Origin of the sequence: Pleomorphomonas sp. JP5 (genome assembly GCF_023721815.1) — a bacterium.
Taxonomy (GTDB): Bacteria; Pseudomonadota; Alphaproteobacteria; order Rhizobiales; family Pleomorphomonadaceae; genus Pleomorphomonas.
Genome location: NZ_JAMDLI010000006.1, coordinates 34,060 through 52,114 on the forward strand (window position 1 = coordinate 34,060; position 18,055 = coordinate 52,114).

14 protein-coding genes are annotated in these 18,055 nt (G+C 66.2%); 11 read left to right on the forward strand and 3 right to left on the reverse strand.

Annotation, left to right across the window (positions count from 1 at the left end):
- Positions 1-420 precede the first annotated feature (420 nt).
- The 3 genes from M4J40_RS05510 (at position 421) to M4J40_RS05520 (ending at position 5,305) form a co-directional block, all read left to right on the forward strand.
- Positions 421-1,902, forward strand: coding sequence for a DEAD/DEAH box helicase (locus M4J40_RS05510; RefSeq protein WP_251752737.1), 1,482 nt, complete (start codon positions 421-423; stop codon positions 1,900-1,902).
- A gap of 64 nt (positions 1,903-1,966) precedes the next feature.
- Positions 1,967-3,013, forward strand: a complete 1,047-nt coding sequence (mgrA, locus tag M4J40_RS05515) for an L-glyceraldehyde 3-phosphate reductase (RefSeq protein WP_251752738.1) — start codon at positions 1,967-1,969, stop codon at positions 3,011-3,013.
- 249 nt (positions 3,014-3,262) lie between these two features.
- Positions 3,263-5,305, forward strand: coding sequence for a methyl-accepting chemotaxis protein (locus M4J40_RS05520; RefSeq protein WP_251752739.1), 2,043 nt, complete (start codon positions 3,263-3,265; stop codon positions 5,303-5,305).
- 29 nt (positions 5,306-5,334) lie between these two features.
- On the opposite strand, the gene mnmA is transcribed toward M4J40_RS05520, so the two are convergent.
- Complete coding sequence (gene mnmA, locus M4J40_RS05525) at positions 5,335-6,489, reverse strand: tRNA 2-thiouridine(34) synthase MnmA (RefSeq protein WP_251752740.1); 1,155 nt, start codon at positions 6,487-6,489, stop codon at positions 5,335-5,337.
- A 303-nt stretch (positions 6,490-6,792) separates the two neighbouring features.
- Between mnmA and M4J40_RS05530 the strand changes: the two genes are divergently transcribed.
- Together M4J40_RS05530 and M4J40_RS05535 are read left to right on the forward strand one after the other, a co-directional pair.
- A complete protein-coding gene (locus tag M4J40_RS05530; protein WP_251752742.1) occupies positions 6,793-9,066 on the forward strand; it encodes a flagellar hook-length control protein FliK in 2,274 nt (757 codons plus the stop codon).
- A gap of 23 nt (positions 9,067-9,089) precedes the next feature.
- Positions 9,090-9,752 carry a flagellar hook assembly protein FlgD gene (locus M4J40_RS05535; protein ID WP_251752744.1) on the forward strand — a complete coding sequence of 221 codons (663 nt, stop codon included), beginning with the start codon at positions 9,090-9,092 and terminating at the stop codon, positions 9,750-9,752.
- 84 nt (positions 9,753-9,836) lie between these two features.
- Here M4J40_RS05535 and M4J40_RS05540 read toward each other — a convergent pair whose 3' ends face one another.
- Complete coding sequence (locus M4J40_RS05540) at positions 9,837-10,499, reverse strand: DUF2268 domain-containing putative Zn-dependent protease (protein WP_251752745.1); 663 nt, start codon at positions 10,497-10,499, stop codon at positions 9,837-9,839.
- A 333-nt stretch (positions 10,500-10,832) separates the two neighbouring features.
- Here M4J40_RS05540 and M4J40_RS05545 point away from each other — a divergent pair, with 333 nt between their 5' ends.
- The 6 genes from M4J40_RS05545 to M4J40_RS05570 all read left to right on the forward strand — a co-directional run bounded on the left by M4J40_RS05545 (position 10,833) and on the right by M4J40_RS05570 (position 16,605).
- On the forward strand, positions 10,833-11,108 hold the full coding sequence (locus tag M4J40_RS05545) for a DUF1153 domain-containing protein (protein WP_026784035.1): 276 nt from the start codon (positions 10,833-10,835) through the stop codon (positions 11,106-11,108).
- A gap of 291 nt (positions 11,109-11,399) precedes the next feature.
- A complete protein-coding gene (fliF, locus tag M4J40_RS05550) occupies positions 11,400-13,091 on the forward strand; it encodes a flagellar basal-body MS-ring/collar protein FliF (protein WP_311134073.1) in 1,692 nt (563 codons plus the stop codon).
- Between the two features lie 75 nt (positions 13,092-13,166).
- Positions 13,167-14,156, forward strand: a complete 990-nt coding sequence (gene fliG / locus M4J40_RS05555) for a flagellar motor switch protein FliG (RefSeq protein WP_251753181.1) — start codon at positions 13,167-13,169, stop codon at positions 14,154-14,156.
- 30 nt (positions 14,157-14,186) lie between these two features.
- Complete coding sequence (locus M4J40_RS05560) at positions 14,187-14,873, forward strand: FliH/SctL family protein (RefSeq protein WP_251752748.1); 687 nt, start codon at positions 14,187-14,189, stop codon at positions 14,871-14,873.
- On the forward strand, positions 14,870-15,211 hold the full coding sequence (fliN, locus tag M4J40_RS05565; RefSeq protein ID WP_251752750.1) for a flagellar motor switch protein FliN: 342 nt from the start codon (positions 14,870-14,872) through the stop codon (positions 15,209-15,211). Before M4J40_RS05560 ends, fliN begins: the two co-directional genes overlap by 4 nt.
- Before the next feature lie 14 nt (positions 15,212-15,225).
- Positions 15,226-16,605, forward strand: coding sequence for a sigma-54-dependent Fis family transcriptional regulator (locus M4J40_RS05570; protein WP_251752752.1), 1,380 nt, complete (start codon positions 15,226-15,228; stop codon positions 16,603-16,605).
- Between the two features lie 86 nt (positions 16,606-16,691).
- Here the strand turns inward: M4J40_RS05570 and M4J40_RS05575 are convergent, their stop codons facing one another.
- The gene (locus tag M4J40_RS05575) at positions 16,692-17,888 is read right to left on the reverse strand and encodes a hypothetical protein (RefSeq protein WP_251752753.1); all 1,197 of its coding nucleotides are present in this window, start codon (positions 17,886-17,888) and stop codon (positions 16,692-16,694) included.
- Positions 17,889-18,055: the final 167 nt, after the last annotated feature.

Genomic DNA, 18,055 nt, shown 5'->3' on the forward strand with positions numbered 1-18,055 from the left:
CCCAGCGGAATGGCGACACAAAAACACCGAAATTCCGTCGGCTGATTCGCATCACAGACAATTGTATTGTTTTTAAGTAGCAATTGCAGTTAAGCAATCGGCTATGACCAAGTTCGGTCACAAATCCCGCTACCAACACCCCAATGCGCCCTCCTGAGCAGCAAGCAAGACCTCCTGCGAGCGATACGTGCATGGCTCGCATGTTCCGCCTCGCCTTGACTTCTCTGCCCTCAGGCCTCATGTGGAAGGCAACGGGTGGCAAGCTGCCCCTTATCTCGGCCGCGTGAGCGGATCGGTTTCGATCCTTGGCCGTTCCTCCTACCGATAATTGGCCCGATCACGCGGGGCCGGTTGCTCCCCGCGAACGCCACCGGCTCCTCCCGCCGGCGGCCACGCATGGTTTTGAAAGCAGATTTCCCTTTGACGTCCTTTTCCGACTTCGGCCTTGCCGACACGCTGAACCGCGCCCTCGTCGACGCAGGTTATGAGACCCCGACCCCCATCCAGACCCAGGCGATCCCCGACCTTCTGAAGGGTCGCGATCTTCTCGGCATCGCCCAGACCGGCACCGGCAAGACCGCTGCCTTCGCCCTGCCGATCCTGCAGCGCCTTGCGCCGGGCAAGCCGGCCGCCCCGCGCCGCGTCCGCGCCCTGATCCTGTCGCCGACCCGCGAACTGGCGACCCAGATCGCCGAGAGCTTCAAGCTCTATTCGCGCTACATGAACCACATGTCGATCGCCGTGGTGTTCGGCGGCGTCGGCCATCGCCCGCAGGAAGATCGCCTGAAGCGCGGCGTCGACATTCTCGTCGCCACCCCCGGCCGCCTGATGGACCACATGGCCGCCGGCATGGTCTCGCTTGAGACGACCGAGATCTTCGTGCTCGACGAGGCCGACCAGATGCTGGACATGGGCTTCGTCCAGCCGGTGCGTCGCATCGTCAAGCACCTGCCCAAGGCGCGGCAGAGCCTGTTCTTCTCGGCCACCATGCCGAAGGAAATCGGCCAGCTGGCCGGCGAGTTGCTGTTCAACCCGATCACCGTTTCCGTCGCCCCGGCCGCCACCACCGTCGAGCGCGTCGAGCAGCGGGTGATTCACGTCGAGACCGCCGCCAAACGCCGGCTGCTGCTTGACGTGATCGTGGCCGAAAAGCCCGAGCGCGCCCTGATCTTCACCCGCACCAAGCACGGCGCCGACCGCGTGGTCCGCCAGCTCGGCCAGGACGGCGTCGACGCCGCCGCGATCCATGGCAACAAGAGCCAGGCCCAGCGCGAAAAGGCGCTCGCCGCCTTCAAGGCCGGTTCGACGCAGATCCTCGTCGCCACCGACATCGCAGCTCGCGGCATCGACGTCTCCGGCGTCAGCCACGTCATCAACTTCGACCTGCCGAACATCCCGGAAAGCTACGTCCACCGCATCGGCCGCACCGCGCGCGCCGGCGCCTCCGGCGTCGCCATCTCCTTCTGTTCGGATGACGAGCGGCCCTATCTCAAGGACATCGAGAAGGTCACCCGCCAGAAGATCCCGGCCGAGGATCGTCGCGGCACCATCGCGATGCCCGAGCGCGACAGTTCCGAGCGTGCCGAGCGTCCGTCGGGCAAGCGTCCGCAACCGGGCGGTCGCTCCGGCAACCGCAACAACCGCCGCCCCGCCCCGCCCTCCGTTTCGGCCGAGCAGCAGCGGCGCGACGCCATGCCCGCCGCCAAGGCCCGTCAGCCCGGCGCCGCCAAGCCCTCGCACGCCGCCCATGGCAAACCTGGCCAGTCGAAGCCCTCGCAGCGTCCCATCCACCGGGATACCGGAGCGGCCGAGGAAACCCTTGGCCGCGTCGGCTTCCTCGCCGGCGGCCGCGAAGGCCTGAAGCGCCGTCCCGAGGGTCGCGGCCAGCGCGACGGCCGCTAAGCCTTCTGTTGCCCCTCGCTTGCTCGCGGTTCTATAACCGCGTAGCAAGCGAGGGAGCGACACGATGGCCTATGAAGCAGCGGCAACCCGTTACGACGACATGATCTATCGCCGCGTCGGGCGGTCCGGCCTTAAGCTGCCAGCCATTTCGCTCGGTCTCTGGCAGAATTTCGGCGAGAATGCCCCCATCGAGCGGGGCCGCGCCATTTGCCGCACGGCCTTCGACCTCGGCATCACCCACTTCGACCTTGCCAACAACTACGGCCCGCCGCCCGGCACCGCCGAGGAGGCTTTCGGCAAACTCATCGCCAGCGACTTCCGGCCCTATCGCGACCAGATGATCGTCTCCACCAAGGCCGGCTACGGCATGTGGCCCGGCCCCTATGGCGAGTGGGGCAGCCGCAAGTACCTGATCGCCTCGCTCGACCAGAGCCTGAAGCGGATGGGTCTCGACTATGTCGACATCTTCTATTCGCACCGCTTCGACCCCGAGACGCCGCTCGAGGAAACCATGGGCGCGCTCGACCATATCGTCCGCTCCGGACGCGCACTCTACGTCGGCATCTCCTCCTACAATTCCAAGCGCACGCGCGAAGCCGTCGCCATCCTCAAGTCGCTCGGCACGCCCTGCCTCATCCACCAGCCCAGCTACTCGATGATCAATCGCTGGGTGGAGGAGGACGGCTTGCTCGACACCCTCGACGAGCTCGGCGTCGGCTCCATCGCCTTCTCGCCGCTCGCCCAGGGCATGCTCACCGATAAGTATTTGAAGGGCGAAGTGCCCGAAGGCAGCCGGGGCGCCCGCAAGGGGCCGTTGAAGCCGGCCTTCCTCAATGAAGACAACCTTGCCCGTATCCGCGCCCTCAACGATATCGCCGCGGCGCGTGGCCAGACGCTGGCACAGATGGCAATCGCCTGGGTGCTGCGCGGTGGCCGCGTCACGTCGGCACTGATCGGCGCCAGCCGGCCCGAGCAGGTCGTCGATTGCGTCGGCGCCTTGAAAAACCTCGAGTTTTCAGACGCGGAGCTTAGGGAGATCGACGCCAGAGCTCCCGACCTCAACGTCAACATCTGGGCCGCCTCGGCCGAACGGCAGGGGCCCTCGCGCTGAACGCAGGCAGTCCGAGCGTTGTTTGCGACCGTAAAAGCCCCCTCCGGCCTTTACGGTCGACCTTGCTTTATTGACAAGGCAGGCCGCCGACGGAAAATCCGGAAGACTAGATTCATCTAAAATATAGGTTTCAGGAATAGTTCGCTCACCACCTACACGCGTGTCATCCAATATTCATAGTTTTCTTTGTTTACGAATACTCAACCTAGAAAAACCTAAAATCGCATCACTTCCAATTGGAGATCCGCGATGCGAACCCAGGGCAGTCTTTCCACCCGCCTCCTCTTGACCACGGGAGCCACGGTCGGCCTTAGCATCGTGCTATCCGTCGCAGTGACGGCCTGGAACGCGGCGCACCGGACCGAGGCCGACATCATGATGCTGGCCACGGAGAAGGCGGCCAGCATCGCCCGCAGCGCGGAAAACCAGATCACCGAGGCCGTTTCGGCGGGTGCGACCCTGACGGCTTCGCTGTCCGGCCTCGCCGTCAAGCGCAATACCCAGAGCGCCGACGTCATCGAAATGATCAAGGCGGTGCCGGCGGCCTTCCCCAACGTCTTCGGCGCCTGGATGTGCGATCTCGCCGACCGTCCGGCGGGCGAGCTCTTCAAGGGAACCGATGGCGCCAACGACGCCGGCCTCTTCACGCCCTACTGGACCAAGTCGGCCTCTGGCGAGCTGTCGTTCACGACCTTCACGGTCGATCCGAAGGCCGGCTGGTACGCCGCCCCGCTCGCCGCCGGCAAGAGTCTGATCTCCGAGCCCTATCAGTCCGAGCAGAAGGACCTGATCACCTCGATCACCGTTCCGATGCGTCTCGACGGCAAGATCGTTGCGCTGGCCGGCGTCGACATCAAGCTCGACAATCTCGCCTCGAGCCTCAGCGCCATGCGTCCCTTCGAAGGGGGGCGGGTGATGCTCATCTCCAACGCCGGCAACTGGCTGGTTCCGCCGGACGCCGATTCCCTGATGAAGCCTTACGCCGGAATCGGCGAGGCCGACATCAAGGCCGCGCTAGCCGACGGCAAGATGCACACCATATCCGGCTTCGACGACGGGTCCACACGCATCGTCTATCCCTTCTCCGCGCCGGGCATGAACACCACCTGGGCCGCCGTTGTCGAGGTGCCGCGCGCCGTGTTCGTCGATCCGGTCTACGCCAGCGTGTTCGAAACCATGCTCAGCGGCGTGCTGGTGCTGGCCGCGGCGATGGCGGCGATCCTGTTCTCGACACGCTATGTGGTGAGGCGTCCGCTCGTCCAGACGCTGGGCAGCGTCAACGCGCTGATCGAGCGTCGCTATGACGTCGCCATCCCCGACACCAACCGCAACGACGAGATCGGCGCCATCAACAAGGCCCTCGAAGTGTTCCGGGACAAGGCGCAGCAAGCCGAGACGCTGGCCGAACAGCAGGCCGTCCTGCAACGCGAACAGATCGAACGCGCAGAAACCATTCGCAGCGCCTCCCAGCGCTTCGATCTCGACGTGACCAGCCTGACCGACCGCGTCCTCGGCCTCGTGGAAGAGCTGAACAAGGCCTCCGACGTGCTGACCCAGGGCGCCGACGACACCAGCATGAAGAGCGCGGCGGTGGCTTCCGCCTCAGAGCAGGCCTCGGCCAATGTCGGCGCCGTCGCCTCGGCCGCCGAAGAGCTGAACACCTCGGTCGACGAGATCGGCCGCCAGATCATGCAGTCGGCCGAGATCGCCTCGCAGGCCGTTGGTCAGGCAACCGACGCCAACAGCCGCGTCGACGCCCTCGCGGGCGCCGCCCAGCGCATCAGCGAGGTGGTCCAGCTGATCAATGCCATCGCCGAGCAGACCAATCTCCTGGCCCTCAACGCCACCATCGAGGCTGCGCGCGCCGGCGAGGCGGGCAAGGGCTTCGCGGTCGTCGCCGCCGAGGTGAAGCAGCTCGCCGACCAGACCGCCCGGGCCACCGGCGAGATCGCCGTCCAGATCCAGTCGGTGCAGTCGGTGACCGCCTCCACGGTCGAAGCGATCCAGGCGATCTCCACCACCATTCAGGAAATGAACCGCATCTCGCGCAGCATCCAGACCTCGGTCGAGCAGCAAGGCAGCGCGACGCGCGAGATCGCCACCAACATCCACGAGGCGTCGGCCGGTACGCGCGAAGTGTCGCAGAACGTCTCGGGAGTCGCCAGCTCGGCGACGGCGACCGGCGGAACCGCCCGCAAGGTGCAGCAGGTGGCCGTCAGCCTGTCCGATCACACCCAGGATCTCAGGGCAACCGTGGCCGGCTTCATCGACAGCGTTCGCAAGACCGCCTGACAAGGGGATGGGGCTGCAGAGCCCCTCCCCTACTCCGCCGCGAGCGACCTGTGCAGCGACGCGGTGGCCTCGATGAAGCCGCCGCCAAGAACACGCGCTTCGTCGCCAGGGGCATCGTAGAGGACGCAGGCCTGGCCAGGGGCTATGCCCTGCTCGCCATCCAGCAGTTCCACGCCGACCCGGCCATCCTGGCGGACCAGCATCGCCGCCTGCGGCGGCCGCGACGAGCGAACCTTGGCGAACACCGTGCGGCCGCTGTCGGCCTCGGCATCGAGCGATGTGCCGCCGATCCAGTTGAGATCGCGCAGCGTCAGGCGATGGGTGATCAGCGCCTCGCGCGGGCCCACCACAACCCGCCGACTGGCGGCATCGAGGCGGATGACGAACAGCGGCTCGCCGGTGGCGACGCCCAGGCCCTTCCTCTGGCCGACGGTGAAATGAATGATGCCGGCGTGCTGGCCGAGCACCCGACCGTCCACATGCACGATATCGCCGGCCGCCGCCGCTTCCGGCTTCAGCTTCTCGATCACGTCGGCGTACCGCCCCTGCGGCACGAAGCAGATGTCCTGGCTGTCGTGCTTGTCGGCGATCTCCAGGCCGAGCTCGCGCGCGATCGCCCGCGTCTCGGGCTTGGTCAGGCCGCCGAGCGGGAAGCGCAGGAAGTCGAGCTGCTCCTGCGTGGTGGCGAACAGGAAGTAGCTCTGGTCGCGATCGAGGTCGACCGGCCGATACATGGCGCGATGCCCGTCCACGAGGCGCGAGCGCACGTAGTGGCCGGTGGCCAGCGCCTGGGCGCCGAGATTGCGCGCCGTATCCAGGAGGTCGGAGAACTTGACCGTCTGGTTGCAGGCGACGCAGGGCACCGGCGTCTCGCCGGCGATATAGCTCTCGGCGAAGCGATCGATCACCGCCTCGCGGAACCGGCTCTCGTAGTCGAGCACATAATGAGGAATGCCGAGCCGCGCCGCCACGTCGCGGGCGTCGTGAATGTCCTGGCCGGCGCAGCAGGCGCCCTTGCGGTGGATCGCCTCGCCATGATCGTAGAGTTGCAGCGTCACGCCGACGACGTCGTAGCCCTCGCGTTTCAGAACACCGGCAACGACGGATGAATCGACGCCGCCGGACATGGCGACGACGACACGGGTGTCCTCAGGGCGGCCTTCGAGATCGAGAGAGTTCAGCATGGCGTCTTTCCGGCGGAATGGCTGGGTCCGGCGCTTCCGGCCCGCTCCGCTCACAACTCGTTCCTAATAGCCGCTTTGCTCGTGAAGCTCCAGAGGTGCGCCGGCATGGCTGGGTCAATTCTGCCGAGTAGCGGCAAAGCTTGCCGACCAAACGGACTCCACCCCCAGCGAGCCCATATGCGGATAGCGAAGAAATATGCTTTATTACAACAGGTTACGGCTCGCCTCGCCGTCAGGCTACTTGGCCCTCCGCTTGCACACATAACGGCAGATCGAGTTGTCTTGCGTGTAACGGATCCATCCATGGCCACTGTCGCTCCCGTCCAGACGCTTCCCCAGCCCGCCCCGCCGGCGCCGTCGACCACGGCGGCCACAGCCGTCACGCGGGGCGTCGACAACGACTTCCGCGACATGGTGGCCGAGGCGACCGACCGCGAACCCTCGACCCCGCCCGCCCGCGACACCAGCGCGTCGCAACGGCCCGAGCGGATCGAGCGCACGGACCGGGCAGAGCGTACCGATCGCACCGAAGGGAGCCGTCGCGCCGACACGACGCCCAGTCGCCGAAGCGATCGCGACGACCGTGCGGATCGCAAGAACAATTCCTCAGAGCAGCGAACCGACGCCGCGCCCGGTCGGCGCGCCAATCGTGGTGAAGCCGCCGCGCCCGTCCGCAAGACAACCAATACCGCCAGCAAGGATGTCGACACCGACCAGAGCAAGGACACCGCGACCGATACGACTGCCGCTGTCGCGCAGGCCGTGCCGACCGCCGTGCCGGTCGAAGCGCCCACCTTCTTCTCGGACGACGCCGCTCCGCAGGCCGAAGGCGAAGCCGCTGCCGCCATCGCCTCGGCGACCGCCGCCGCCAAGCCGGCCAGTGAAGCGCCCGCCGCCTCAACCGCCGGCGAAGAGTTCAAGCAGGCCCTCGCCGACGCCATCAAGGACGCCACGAGCGAGACGGAAACGGTGGAACTGCCGAACACGGCGCCCAAGGAAGACGGTGACAAGACGGACGCGAAAGCGGCCGCTTCCGACGCCGTTCCCTCCGCCACCAAGGCCGACACGCCCGCCAAGCCGATGAGCGAAGCCGCCAAGGCCATGGCCGCCGCCATGGACAAGGCAACGGCCGCCGCCACGGCGCCGCAGACCGCCACGGCCCCAGCCGTTACGGCACCCGCCCCTGTCGCACCGGCCGCAACCGGTCCGGCCGTCATCGCCGCCGACGACGCGATCACGACCGTCGCCGACGCACCCGTGGTGACGACCACGGCCAAGATGCCCGAACAGTCGGCGCCGGTACCGCCCCAGGCCGCCGATGCCGACGCGGCAAAGCCGGCGACCGACCAGCCCAAGCCGACCGTCGACATGACATCGACGCAGAAGCCGGCGACCGAGACCGCCAAGGCGTCGCCCGCCGTCGACACCGCCCCGCAGCCGTCCGCGACCAAGACCGCCGCTCCGGTCGTCGAGGCGCCGAAGGCTGCTCCCGCACCGCAGCCGGTCGATGGCGACGTCGCCGACACCTCCAAGCCGTCGGTCGTCGATGCCGCGCCGCGCACCGACGCGCCCGCCGCCGCCAAGCCGACCGCAGTCGCCGACAAGCCCGCGGCGCCCCAGGCCGCCAGCGCCGATGTCGATGCCGCTCCCGCCGATGATGGCGTCCAGCAGACCCCGACGACGCGCGCCCCGACGACGCTGCCGTCAAATGCCCCGACCGTCGCGGCCAGCGCCGCCACCGGCGCTGCGACTGCCGATGTCGCCATTGATGAAGTCGCCGCCACGGCCAATGTCGTCGCAGCCGCCGGGGTCAAGCCCACGGCCGCCAGCACCGGTGCCGACAAGCAGACCGAGCCGACGGAAACCTCCGGCGAGCGCACCACGGCCAGCGACAAGGGAGCAGCCCCCAATCAGGCTGCCGACAACGGGTTGGCCAAGGCCAAGACGGTGGGCGGCGTCTCCAACGCGGCCCGCGCCTTTGCCGATCGCATGCGCGACGTCAGCTCCGGCGCCACCCAATCCGACAGCACCACCCAGACCGCCACGCTGCCGGCCGCCCAGACGAGCACCGTCGCCGCCACGACCCACACCGCCGCCGCGACGGCCACGGCAGCCGCGGTCAAGCTCCACGACGTCGGAACGACCATCGTTCGCCACGTCAAGGCCGGCGAGACCAGCTTCTCCGTCCGCCTCGACCCGGCCGAGCTGGGCAAGGTCGACGTGAAGGTCGACTTCTCCGCCGATGGCAGCGCCAAGGCCCATCTCGTCGTCGAGCGCCGCGACACCTTCGAGGCGCTGCATCGCGACACGCGCCACATCGAGCAGACGCTGCGCGATGCCGGCTTCGAGGTAAAGGACGGTTCGGTGTCCCTGTCGATGCGCCAGGACGGCAACCAGCAGGACCGCGCCGCCTTCGCGCGCCAGGACCAGCAACAGCAGCAGCAACAACAGCAGCAGGCCCGTCAGGCCCAGGCGGACAACCAGGCCCGGACCAGGGCCGAGGACGACGCCAGGGCGACGATCGTTCCCGGCGCCTACCGCCCGCAGGGCGACGGCCGCATTGATATCCGCGTCTGAGTATCGAGTATCAGGAGACCATCATGAGCGTTTCTGGTGTCAGTTCCTCCTCTGGTAGCGGCAGTAGCGCCTCGGCGGCGACCAACTCGCTGACGTCCAACTACACCACGTTCCTGACGCTGCTCACCACGCAGCTCAAGACGCAGAGCCCGCTGTCCCCGATGGACGTCAACAACTTCACCCAGCAGCTCGTCCAGTATTCGGCGGTCGAGCAGCAGATGCAGACCAACGCCAACCTTCAGGCGATGATGGACACGCTGACCTCCAGCGCCGCGCTCCAGCTCGTCAACTACGTCGGCAAGTCGGTGACCGCCTATTCCGACACGACCAAGATGAACGGTGGCGAGGCCAACTGGACCATCAACTCCTCGGCCGCCGCCAAGGAAGCCAACGTCACCATCACCGACGAGAACGGCGCCGTCGTCTACCAGGGCACCACCGATCTTGAGATTGGCCAGAACACTTTTACCTGGGATGGCAAGGGCACGCCCTCCGGCGACTACAGCGCCTCGACCAGCCCCTTCTCGATTTCCGTCTCCGGCGTCGACGACAGTGGCAAGAAGATCAGCATCACCACCGAGGTCACCGGCAAGGTGCAGGCGGTCGACACCTCCTCGGCCCAGCCCTACATCAAGGTCAACGGTCGCCTGCTCCCGCTGTCGGCTCTGACCGAAGTGAGCGAGTGATCCAGGACGCACTCCGATCCCTTAGAAGCCGCCGTGGGCGATCGACGTCGACGGCGGCTTCGTTGTCTCTCGCCGCGACGCAACTCATGAGACCAGACCGCTTCGTCGAGCCGCCTCGATGACGGTGGAGGCAGGAACGTCGATCCATGTCGCGGCATCGGCGTCGCCGACCTCGGCCAGCCATGCGCCGACCATGTCGTAGCCCAGGCTGTAGCCGAGCCAGCGCGGGTAAGGTCCCCGTCCATGGAACCAGGCGGCGTGGTCGTAGTCGTCCTCCTCCAGCCGGCTCGATGCGACGGGAGCGCTGCGCAAGTCGTCTCCCGACACCGCCCGTTCCCAGGGCTCCGGATCGCTACCGAGCAGCCTGACGACAAACCGTCCAGCCAGCCCTTCGCTGACCAGGGCTTCACCCAGCGTCCAGCCGTACCCTGGCCCCGCCATGCGCATGCAGTGTTGGACCTCGTGAAGGATCTGGCGCCGAAGCGCTCCATCACGAAGGCTGCGCTCGAAGTTGGGATTGTCGGGATCGAGGGTCATCGCGAACAGGGTGTCGCGATAGGCATGGCCCACCATGCCCAATTCGGGGATCGTCCCACCCGCCAGCCGCTCAACGAGAATGTCGAGGCGTGGAGGGGCGACGAAGCCGGCGAGGGACCGGTAGGCCGCCTCGAAGCCATCCAGGATGGCCGCGCGATGGCGCTCCAGATCGCCCGACGCTTCGAGCCAGTGCACCGACCAGTTGTCCATGGGTCCCCCGCGACTGAAACACTCCACCCACGATCCAGGTCCGCCGCCATGCCGAGTAAGTGGTTTTCCCAGTCAGCAGACTTCGTTGCATGATGCCACCGCCCCTCGGGCGGAAATACGGCGAACATGGCAAAGAAGATGCGTCCGTTAATCATTCGACGGGCAACGCAGGTCTTTTCCGCCACCGAACGGCCCAATTCCTAAAGCGCAGGAAACATCGGGCTTTCTCCAAGTCGTTCAAAATCTTACTGAATTCTTGCGATTGAATTAGGCGTTTTTTAAACGGCTTGATTTAGGATGCTCTCCTGAAGGTCAGATTTGTGTGAGAGTAGAATGACCGAGCAGATGCGTCCGCGCGTAAAATACGTCATAGGCCCCGATGGGAGTCCGTTGACGATTGCCGATTTGCCGCCTGAGGGTACTCAGCGTTGGGTGATCCGCCGAAAGGCAGAGGTCGTCGCCGCCGTTCGCGGTGGACTCCTATCGCTGGAAGAAGCCTGCAAGCGCTATACCCTAACCGTCGAGGAATTCCTGTCCTGGCAGCAGTCCATCGACAAGCATGGGCTCGCCGGCCTCAGGGCCACGCGCGTTCAGCAATATCGTCCCTGAGCGGGACTTCAGAACGTCACTTTCGAGGGGCGGCCGGTCCGGACGGATCGGCCGCCCTTGCCTTTTGCGACACTTTTTGACCACACCCGGCAAAAAATGCCGTGAATAATGCAAATCTTCATAAACCGGTTCCGGCGGATTTCCGCCAATCCCGCCAGATCGCCCGCCGAGCGTTAATAACTTGTTTACCATAAGCGTGTGGAAATAATTGCCGCGTTGGTCCACGGCGGCGATGACGATTCATGCCGTGTCGAACAATGGGGAATCGGTGTGGGTGGATTTGGAGAATTCTTGAAGACCTTGGGGCCAAGCCGGCTGGCGGCGATGGGTGCCGTCGCGCTCGGCCTCATCGGCTTCTTCGTCTTCATCGTGCTCCGCTTCTCGGCCATCCAGCAGGTGCCGCTCTACACCGGCCTCAGCATGGGCGACTCGGCGGCCATCGCCCAGCAGCTCACCTCGGCCGGCACCGCCTTCACGATGAAGGACAACGGCACCACCATCCTGGTCGACGAAACCAAGCTCGACGAGACGCGCATGACGCTCGCCCAGCAGGGCCTGCCGGCCGGCGACAGCGTGGGCTACGAGATCTTCGACAAGACCGATGCGCTCGGCACCACCTCCTTCGTGCAGTCGGTCAACGCGCTGCGCGCTCTCGAGGGCGAGCTGTCGCGCACCATCCGCACCATCCGGCAGGTCGATCAGGCCCGCGTCCATCTCGTGCTGCCGGAAAAGCAGCTGTTCAAGAAGGACGAGCAGAAGCCCACGGCCTCCATCGTCCTAAAGACGCGCGGCACACTCGACCCCGGCCAGATCCGCGCCATCCAGCACCTCGTCGGTTCCGCCGTTCCCGGCCTCGACCCCTCGCGCATTTCGGTGGTCGACGAGACCGGTCGCCTGCTGGCCCAGGGCAGCGGCGACGAGGGCAGTGCCGCCTTCCTTGCCACCAGCGCCGACGAGCGCACCGCCGCCTACCAGACCCAGGTGGAAAATCGCGTCCGCGACATCGTCGAGAGCGTGGTCGGCGCCGGCCGCGCCCGCGTCCGCGTCGCCGCCGAGCTCGACTTCAACCGCATCCAGGAAACGCAGGACACCTACGACCCCAACGGTCAGGTCGTCCGCTCCACCCAGACGCGCGAGGAAAAGTCGCTGAGCCAGGACAATCAGGGCAACCCGCCCGTCACGGCCGGCAACCAGATTCCCAATGCCAACCAGGGCCAGAACGCCCAGGGCACCTCGCAGACCTCCGACAATGCCCAGACCACCGAAGAGACGGTCAACTACGAGATTTCCAAGGTCACGCGGACCCAGGTGACCGAAGTCGGCGGCGTCAAACGCCTGTCCGTCGCCGTGCTGGTGGACGGTCGCTACACGCCCGACGCCAACGGCGTCATGGTCTACGCGCCGCGTGCGCAGCCCGAGCTCGACCAGATCACCGCGCTGGTGCGCACCGCCATGGGCTTCGACGACAAGCGCGGCGACCAGTTGCAGGTGGTCAACTTGCAGTTCGCCGACAGCCCGCCCACCCCGGCCGACTTCGCCACGACGCCCGCCTCGATGTTCGACTTCTCGCGCGAAGACATCATGCGCTTCGCCGAGATGGGCGTGCTGATCCTGGTGACGCTCCTGGTGCTTCTCTTCGCCGTCCGTCCGCTGATCCGCCGCATCCTCGGCTCGGACATCGACGCCGAAACGCTGCCGGCCATCACCTCGGCCCTGAGCGAAGCCGCCGCCGCCGGCCGCGGCGCGGTGACGGTGGTGCTCAACCCGGACGGCAAGCCGGTGGTTCTCGGCCCCGATGGGCTCGAGACCCCCGCCGAAACGGCCGAGCTACCCGCCCCGCCCTCCGACACCCGCATCGAGGATGCCAAGGCGCAGGGCGCCCAGCAGCTCGATCAGGTGCGCAAGGTGGGCGATCTCGTCGCCGACAATCCCAACGAGGCGGCGATCATCATTCGCAACTGGCTGTCGGAGGTTCCCGCGTAAATGGCTCTGTCCCCGACCGCGCTCGTTGCCAAAGGCAACACGCTCACCATCTCTTCCGAGGGCGAACACCGCGCGATGAACGGCGCCGAAAAGGCCGCCGTCATGATGCTGGCCCTCGGCGATCGCTACGGCGGCCCCATCTGGAAGCTACTCGACGAGATCGAGATCAAGCAGCTGTCCGTCGCCATGTCCAAGCTCGGGCCGATCACCCCAAGCATGCTCGACGACCTGATGATCGAGTTCGTCACCCGCGTCTCGTCCTCCGGCGCCCTTCTCGGCAACTACGACACCACCGAGCGCCTGCTGCTCGCGGTGCTGCCGCAGGACAAGGTCAACGCCATCATGGACGAGATCCGCGGCCCTGCCGGCCGCAACATGTGGGAGAAGCTCTCCAACGTTCAGGAGAACGTGCTCGCCAACTATCTGAAGAACGAGTATCCGCAGACCGTCGCCGTCGTCCTCTCCAAGATCAACTCCGATCACGCGGCGCGCGTCTTGGCCAAGCTGCCCGACGAGTTCGCCCTCGAAGTCGTCGACCGCATGCTGAAGATGGAGTCGGTGCAGAAGGACATCCTCGAAAAGGTCGAGCAGACGCTGCGCGTCGAGTTCATGTCCAACCTGACCAACACCCAGCGCCGCGACGCCCACGAGCTGATGGCCGAGATCTTCAACTCCTTCGACCGCAACACCGAGGCGAAGTTCATCGCCGCCCTCGAGGAGCACAACCGCGACGCCGCCGACCGCATCAAGGCGCTGATGTTCACCTTCGACGACCTCGGCAAGCTCGACGCCGGCGCCATCCAGACGCTGCTCCGCCAGGTGGAGAAGGACAAGCTCGCCATGGCGCTGAAGGGCGCCAAGGAGGGCGTGCGCGACTTCTTCTTCGCCAACATGTCGGCCCGCGCCTCCGCCATGCTGAAGGAAGACATGGATGCCATGGGCGCCGTGCGTCTGCGCGACGTCGACGACGCCCAGGCAGCCCTCATCAATCTCGCCAAGGATCTCGCCGCCAAGGGCGAGATCATGATTTCCAAGAACAAGGGCGAAGACGAACTGGTCATGTGACCCTCGTCTCGCGCTCAGGAGTTTACGCCTATGGCGGCACCGGCCCGCTTCCTGTTCGACAACGACTTCTCGGCCCCCTCCGGGCGCGCCGAGGCCGTGCCGGCGACCGTGATGATTCCCGAGCCGGAGCATCTTCAGCGGCTCGCCGAGGCGGAGGCCGCCGCCTACGAACGCGGTCTTTCCGCCGGCCGGGAGACCGCCGAGGCGCAGGCGGCCGATCGCACCGCCCGCGAGGCCACGCGCCTGTCCGACGAGGCGCAGCGCCTCGCCAGCGCCGCCCAGTCCATCCTCGCCGTGCTCGACACCGAGCGGGTGCGCATCGAAGCCGACGCCATGCGCCTCGCCGAGACCGTGGCGATCAAGATCGCCGGATCGCTCGTCGAGCGGCAGCCGCGCGAGCGCATCCTCGCCCTGCTCGAAGAGTGCTTCGCCCCGCTGCGGGCCGCGCCGCACCTGGTCATCCGCCTGTCCGACGTCGACGCCGAACCGATCCAGAACGAGCTGAAGCGCCTCGTCTCCGATCGCGGCTTCGAAGGCCGCCTCGTGGTGATGGGCGAGCCCGGCATGGCGCGCGGCGACTGCCGTATCGAATGGGCTGACGGCGGCATCGTGCTCGACCACGCCGCCATCGTCGCCGACATCGAGGCGGCGATCGCCCGCCACCTGCCGGTCGAGGGGCCGGCCGACCACACTTCCACGAGCGGAGACGCCACATGACCCCCGCCGACGAACCTTCGGGCATCGACCTCGAATCTCACGTCGCCGAGCGCCGACAGGGTGACGACGCCGACGATCAGGCGATCACCCGCTCCGCCGCCGAGCTGGAGGCGGTGTTCGACGTCCCCGTGCGCGTTTCGGCCATTCTCGGTCGCGCCCGCCTCGGCATCAGCGACCTTTTGCAACTCGCCCCCGGCTCCGTGCTGGAACTCGACCGCAAGGTGGGCGAAGCTATCGATATTTACGTCAACGACCGCCTTGTCGCCCGTGGCGAAGTGGTGCTGGTCGAAGACAAGCTCGGCGTGACGATGACCGAAATCGTCAAGTCCGACCGCTGATCGGAGACAGTCTCATGCGCCTTCTTATCGTCGGCTCACTCAACGGGCAGCTCACCGCCGCCACCCGCATCGCCATGGACAAGGGTGCCTCGGTGCTGCAGGCCGACACCATCGACACCGCGCTTCGGACGCTGCGCTCGGGGCGCGGCGCCGATCTGGTGATGATCGACGTGTCCCTGCCCATCCAGCGGCTGATCACCTCGCTGGAAGAAGAACGCATCCACGTTCCCGTGGTCGCCTGCGGCATCGCCACCGACGCCAAGGCGGCCGTCGCCGCCATCCGGGCCGGCGCCAAGGAATACATCCCCCTGCCGCCCGACGCCGAGCTGATCGCCGCCGTGCTGTCCGCCGTCACCGCCGACAGCCGCGACCTCGTGGTGCGCGACGAGGCGATGCAGGCGGTGCTGAAGCTCGCCGATCAGGTGGCCGGCAGCGAGGCGTCGATCCTGATCACCGGCGAAAGCGGCACCGGCAAGGAAGTGCTGGCCCGTTACGTCCACCGCAAGTCGACCCGCGTCGACAAGCCATTCGTGTCCGTCAACTGCGCCGCCATTCCCGAGAACCTGCTGGAATCGGAACTCTTCGGCCACGAGAAGGGCGCGTTTACCGGCGCCGTCGCCCGGCGCGTCGGCAAGTTCGAGGAAGCCTCCGGCGGCACGCTGCTGCTTGACGAAATCTCCGAGATGGACGTCCGCTTGCAGGCCAAGCTCCTGCGCGCCATCCAGGAGCGTGTCATCGACCGCGTCGGCGGCGGCAAGCCTGTGCCGGTGGACATCCGCATCATCGCCACGAGCAACCGAAACCTTTCCGACGCCGTCAAGGAAGGCCGCTTCCGCGAGGACCTTCTCTACCGCCTCAACGTCGTCAACCTGAAGATCCCCGCGCTGCGCGACCGCCCCGCCGACATCCTGGCGCTGGCCGAGCACTTCGGCCGCAAGTATGCCGAGATCAACGGCATGCCGGAGCGGCCTCTGGCCGCCGACGCCAAGCGCGAGCTGATCGCCGCCCGCTGGCCGGGCAACGTCCGCGAGCTCGAGAACACCATCCACCGGGCCGTGCTGCTCGCCAGCGGCGTCGAGATCGGCGTCGAGGCCATCCGCTCGCCCGACGGCGCCCGCATGGAAGGCGCGGTGAGCGTGCCGCGTTCGGCCGACCCGGCGGCTCGCGCCGCCCAGACGGCGGAAGCGGTGACGCGGGCGCTGGTCGGCCGCACCGTCGCCGAAGTGGAGCGCGACCTCATCCTCGACACGCTCGACCACTGCCTCGGCAACCGCACCCACGCCGCCAAGATCCTCGGCATCTCCATCCGCACGCTCAGGAACAAGCTCAACGAATACGAGGCCGAGGGCATCGACGTGCCCGATCCGGGGACGAGCCGCATCGCGACGGCCTGAGGAAGGGCCAGCCGATAGGCTCGTTGGAAGTGAATGCAGGCCGGCGGCGCCGTGTTTGAATCTGGTGGCCGCCGGGCATCAGCGCATCAAGGCAGATCGGCCGGGCAGGACTTGGCATCCACCACGATCTCACCAATCGGGACGCTGCCATTCGCCTTGGCTTCCGCGAACTGGGATCTGATCGTCATGCCCAGCTGCACCATGACCCCGAAGTTGTCCTCGGTGCACATGTTGTCCTTGATCTTCGCCATCCAGGCGTCACCTGGAGGAACCTCAGTCAGCTCGTAACGAAGGGTCATCGTCCTGTCCTCGTAGGTCGCGCCGACGATGGCCACCGTCTCGCTGACCTTCTTGGGCAGTTTCATCGACAGAATGTCGTCAACGAACGCCTTTTCCCTCCTTGCGCGCCAGGCGTCGCAGGTCTCGGTGTTGATGATCAGTTCCGACAGCGTCTCTCCGCTCGAAGACTGGTAGACGTTTCGCAACGTGGCCCCCATCTTCAAGAGCATCGCCTGATTTTTGGAAAGACACAGCCTCTCGGTACTCTGGTCTCGCCACACGTCGTCGAAATCGAAGGTCTCGTCCTTGACTTCGCTCGTGGCAACGATGACGTCGCCATGAACTTCGATGCTGAGCATTCTGGAAAGCTCGTTGTCGAACAATGGCACGCCTTCCATCATGCGCTTCAGCGTCGCTTCCAGACCGTCGTGCTCGACGGCATAGACCATGGCGTTGTCGCGAAGATCGGTGTCCGTCTCAACCCTGGCGCTGACGCTATCGATGTAGTCCTGACCGGGCGCGGGGAGGCTCGCGGTCAGCCCCACCAGAGCAAGTCCGCAGACCACCAGCACGATGTTGGCGATCCGCCGGCCCGTCCCTTTGGATCGAGCCTGCCGTGACGGATAGAATATCAAGGTCAGGTTGGCGAACGGCACGAAGGCCAACGGCCACCACCACATCGTCCCGAACGCGTCCCGCGACCGGCCGGCAGAAATGACGCCGGTTATGGCGCCGATGCCAAGCCAGATGAGAACATAGGCAAAGGCAAGTTGCCCGACCTGCTGCTGCTTCAAGGCGTCGAGAAACAGATACTGAAGCAGATAGCTCAGTTGGCCGGCGGCCACGCAAACGCACAAGGCCGAGAAATAGGCCGAGCGGGGCATGGTCCACGCCGGCCTGTAGAGCCCCACGGCAACGCCCGCGAACACGACCATGGCCACGATGGAAATCGCGGCGAACTCGAACGCATCGGCCGTCAGAAGCCTGTAAGCTAAACCATCCATCGCGCACCTCTACCCAGAATTGTCAAACTACCGCTTTGGGTCGACAACACAACCCAAGTGATCTACCGATGGCCGATGGCCGCCGGGGAAGGCGCAGTCACCCGGGCTGCGAGCTGGCATCCGCAAGAACGACGTTGAAATCAACCACGGTCCGGTTATGCATAGGC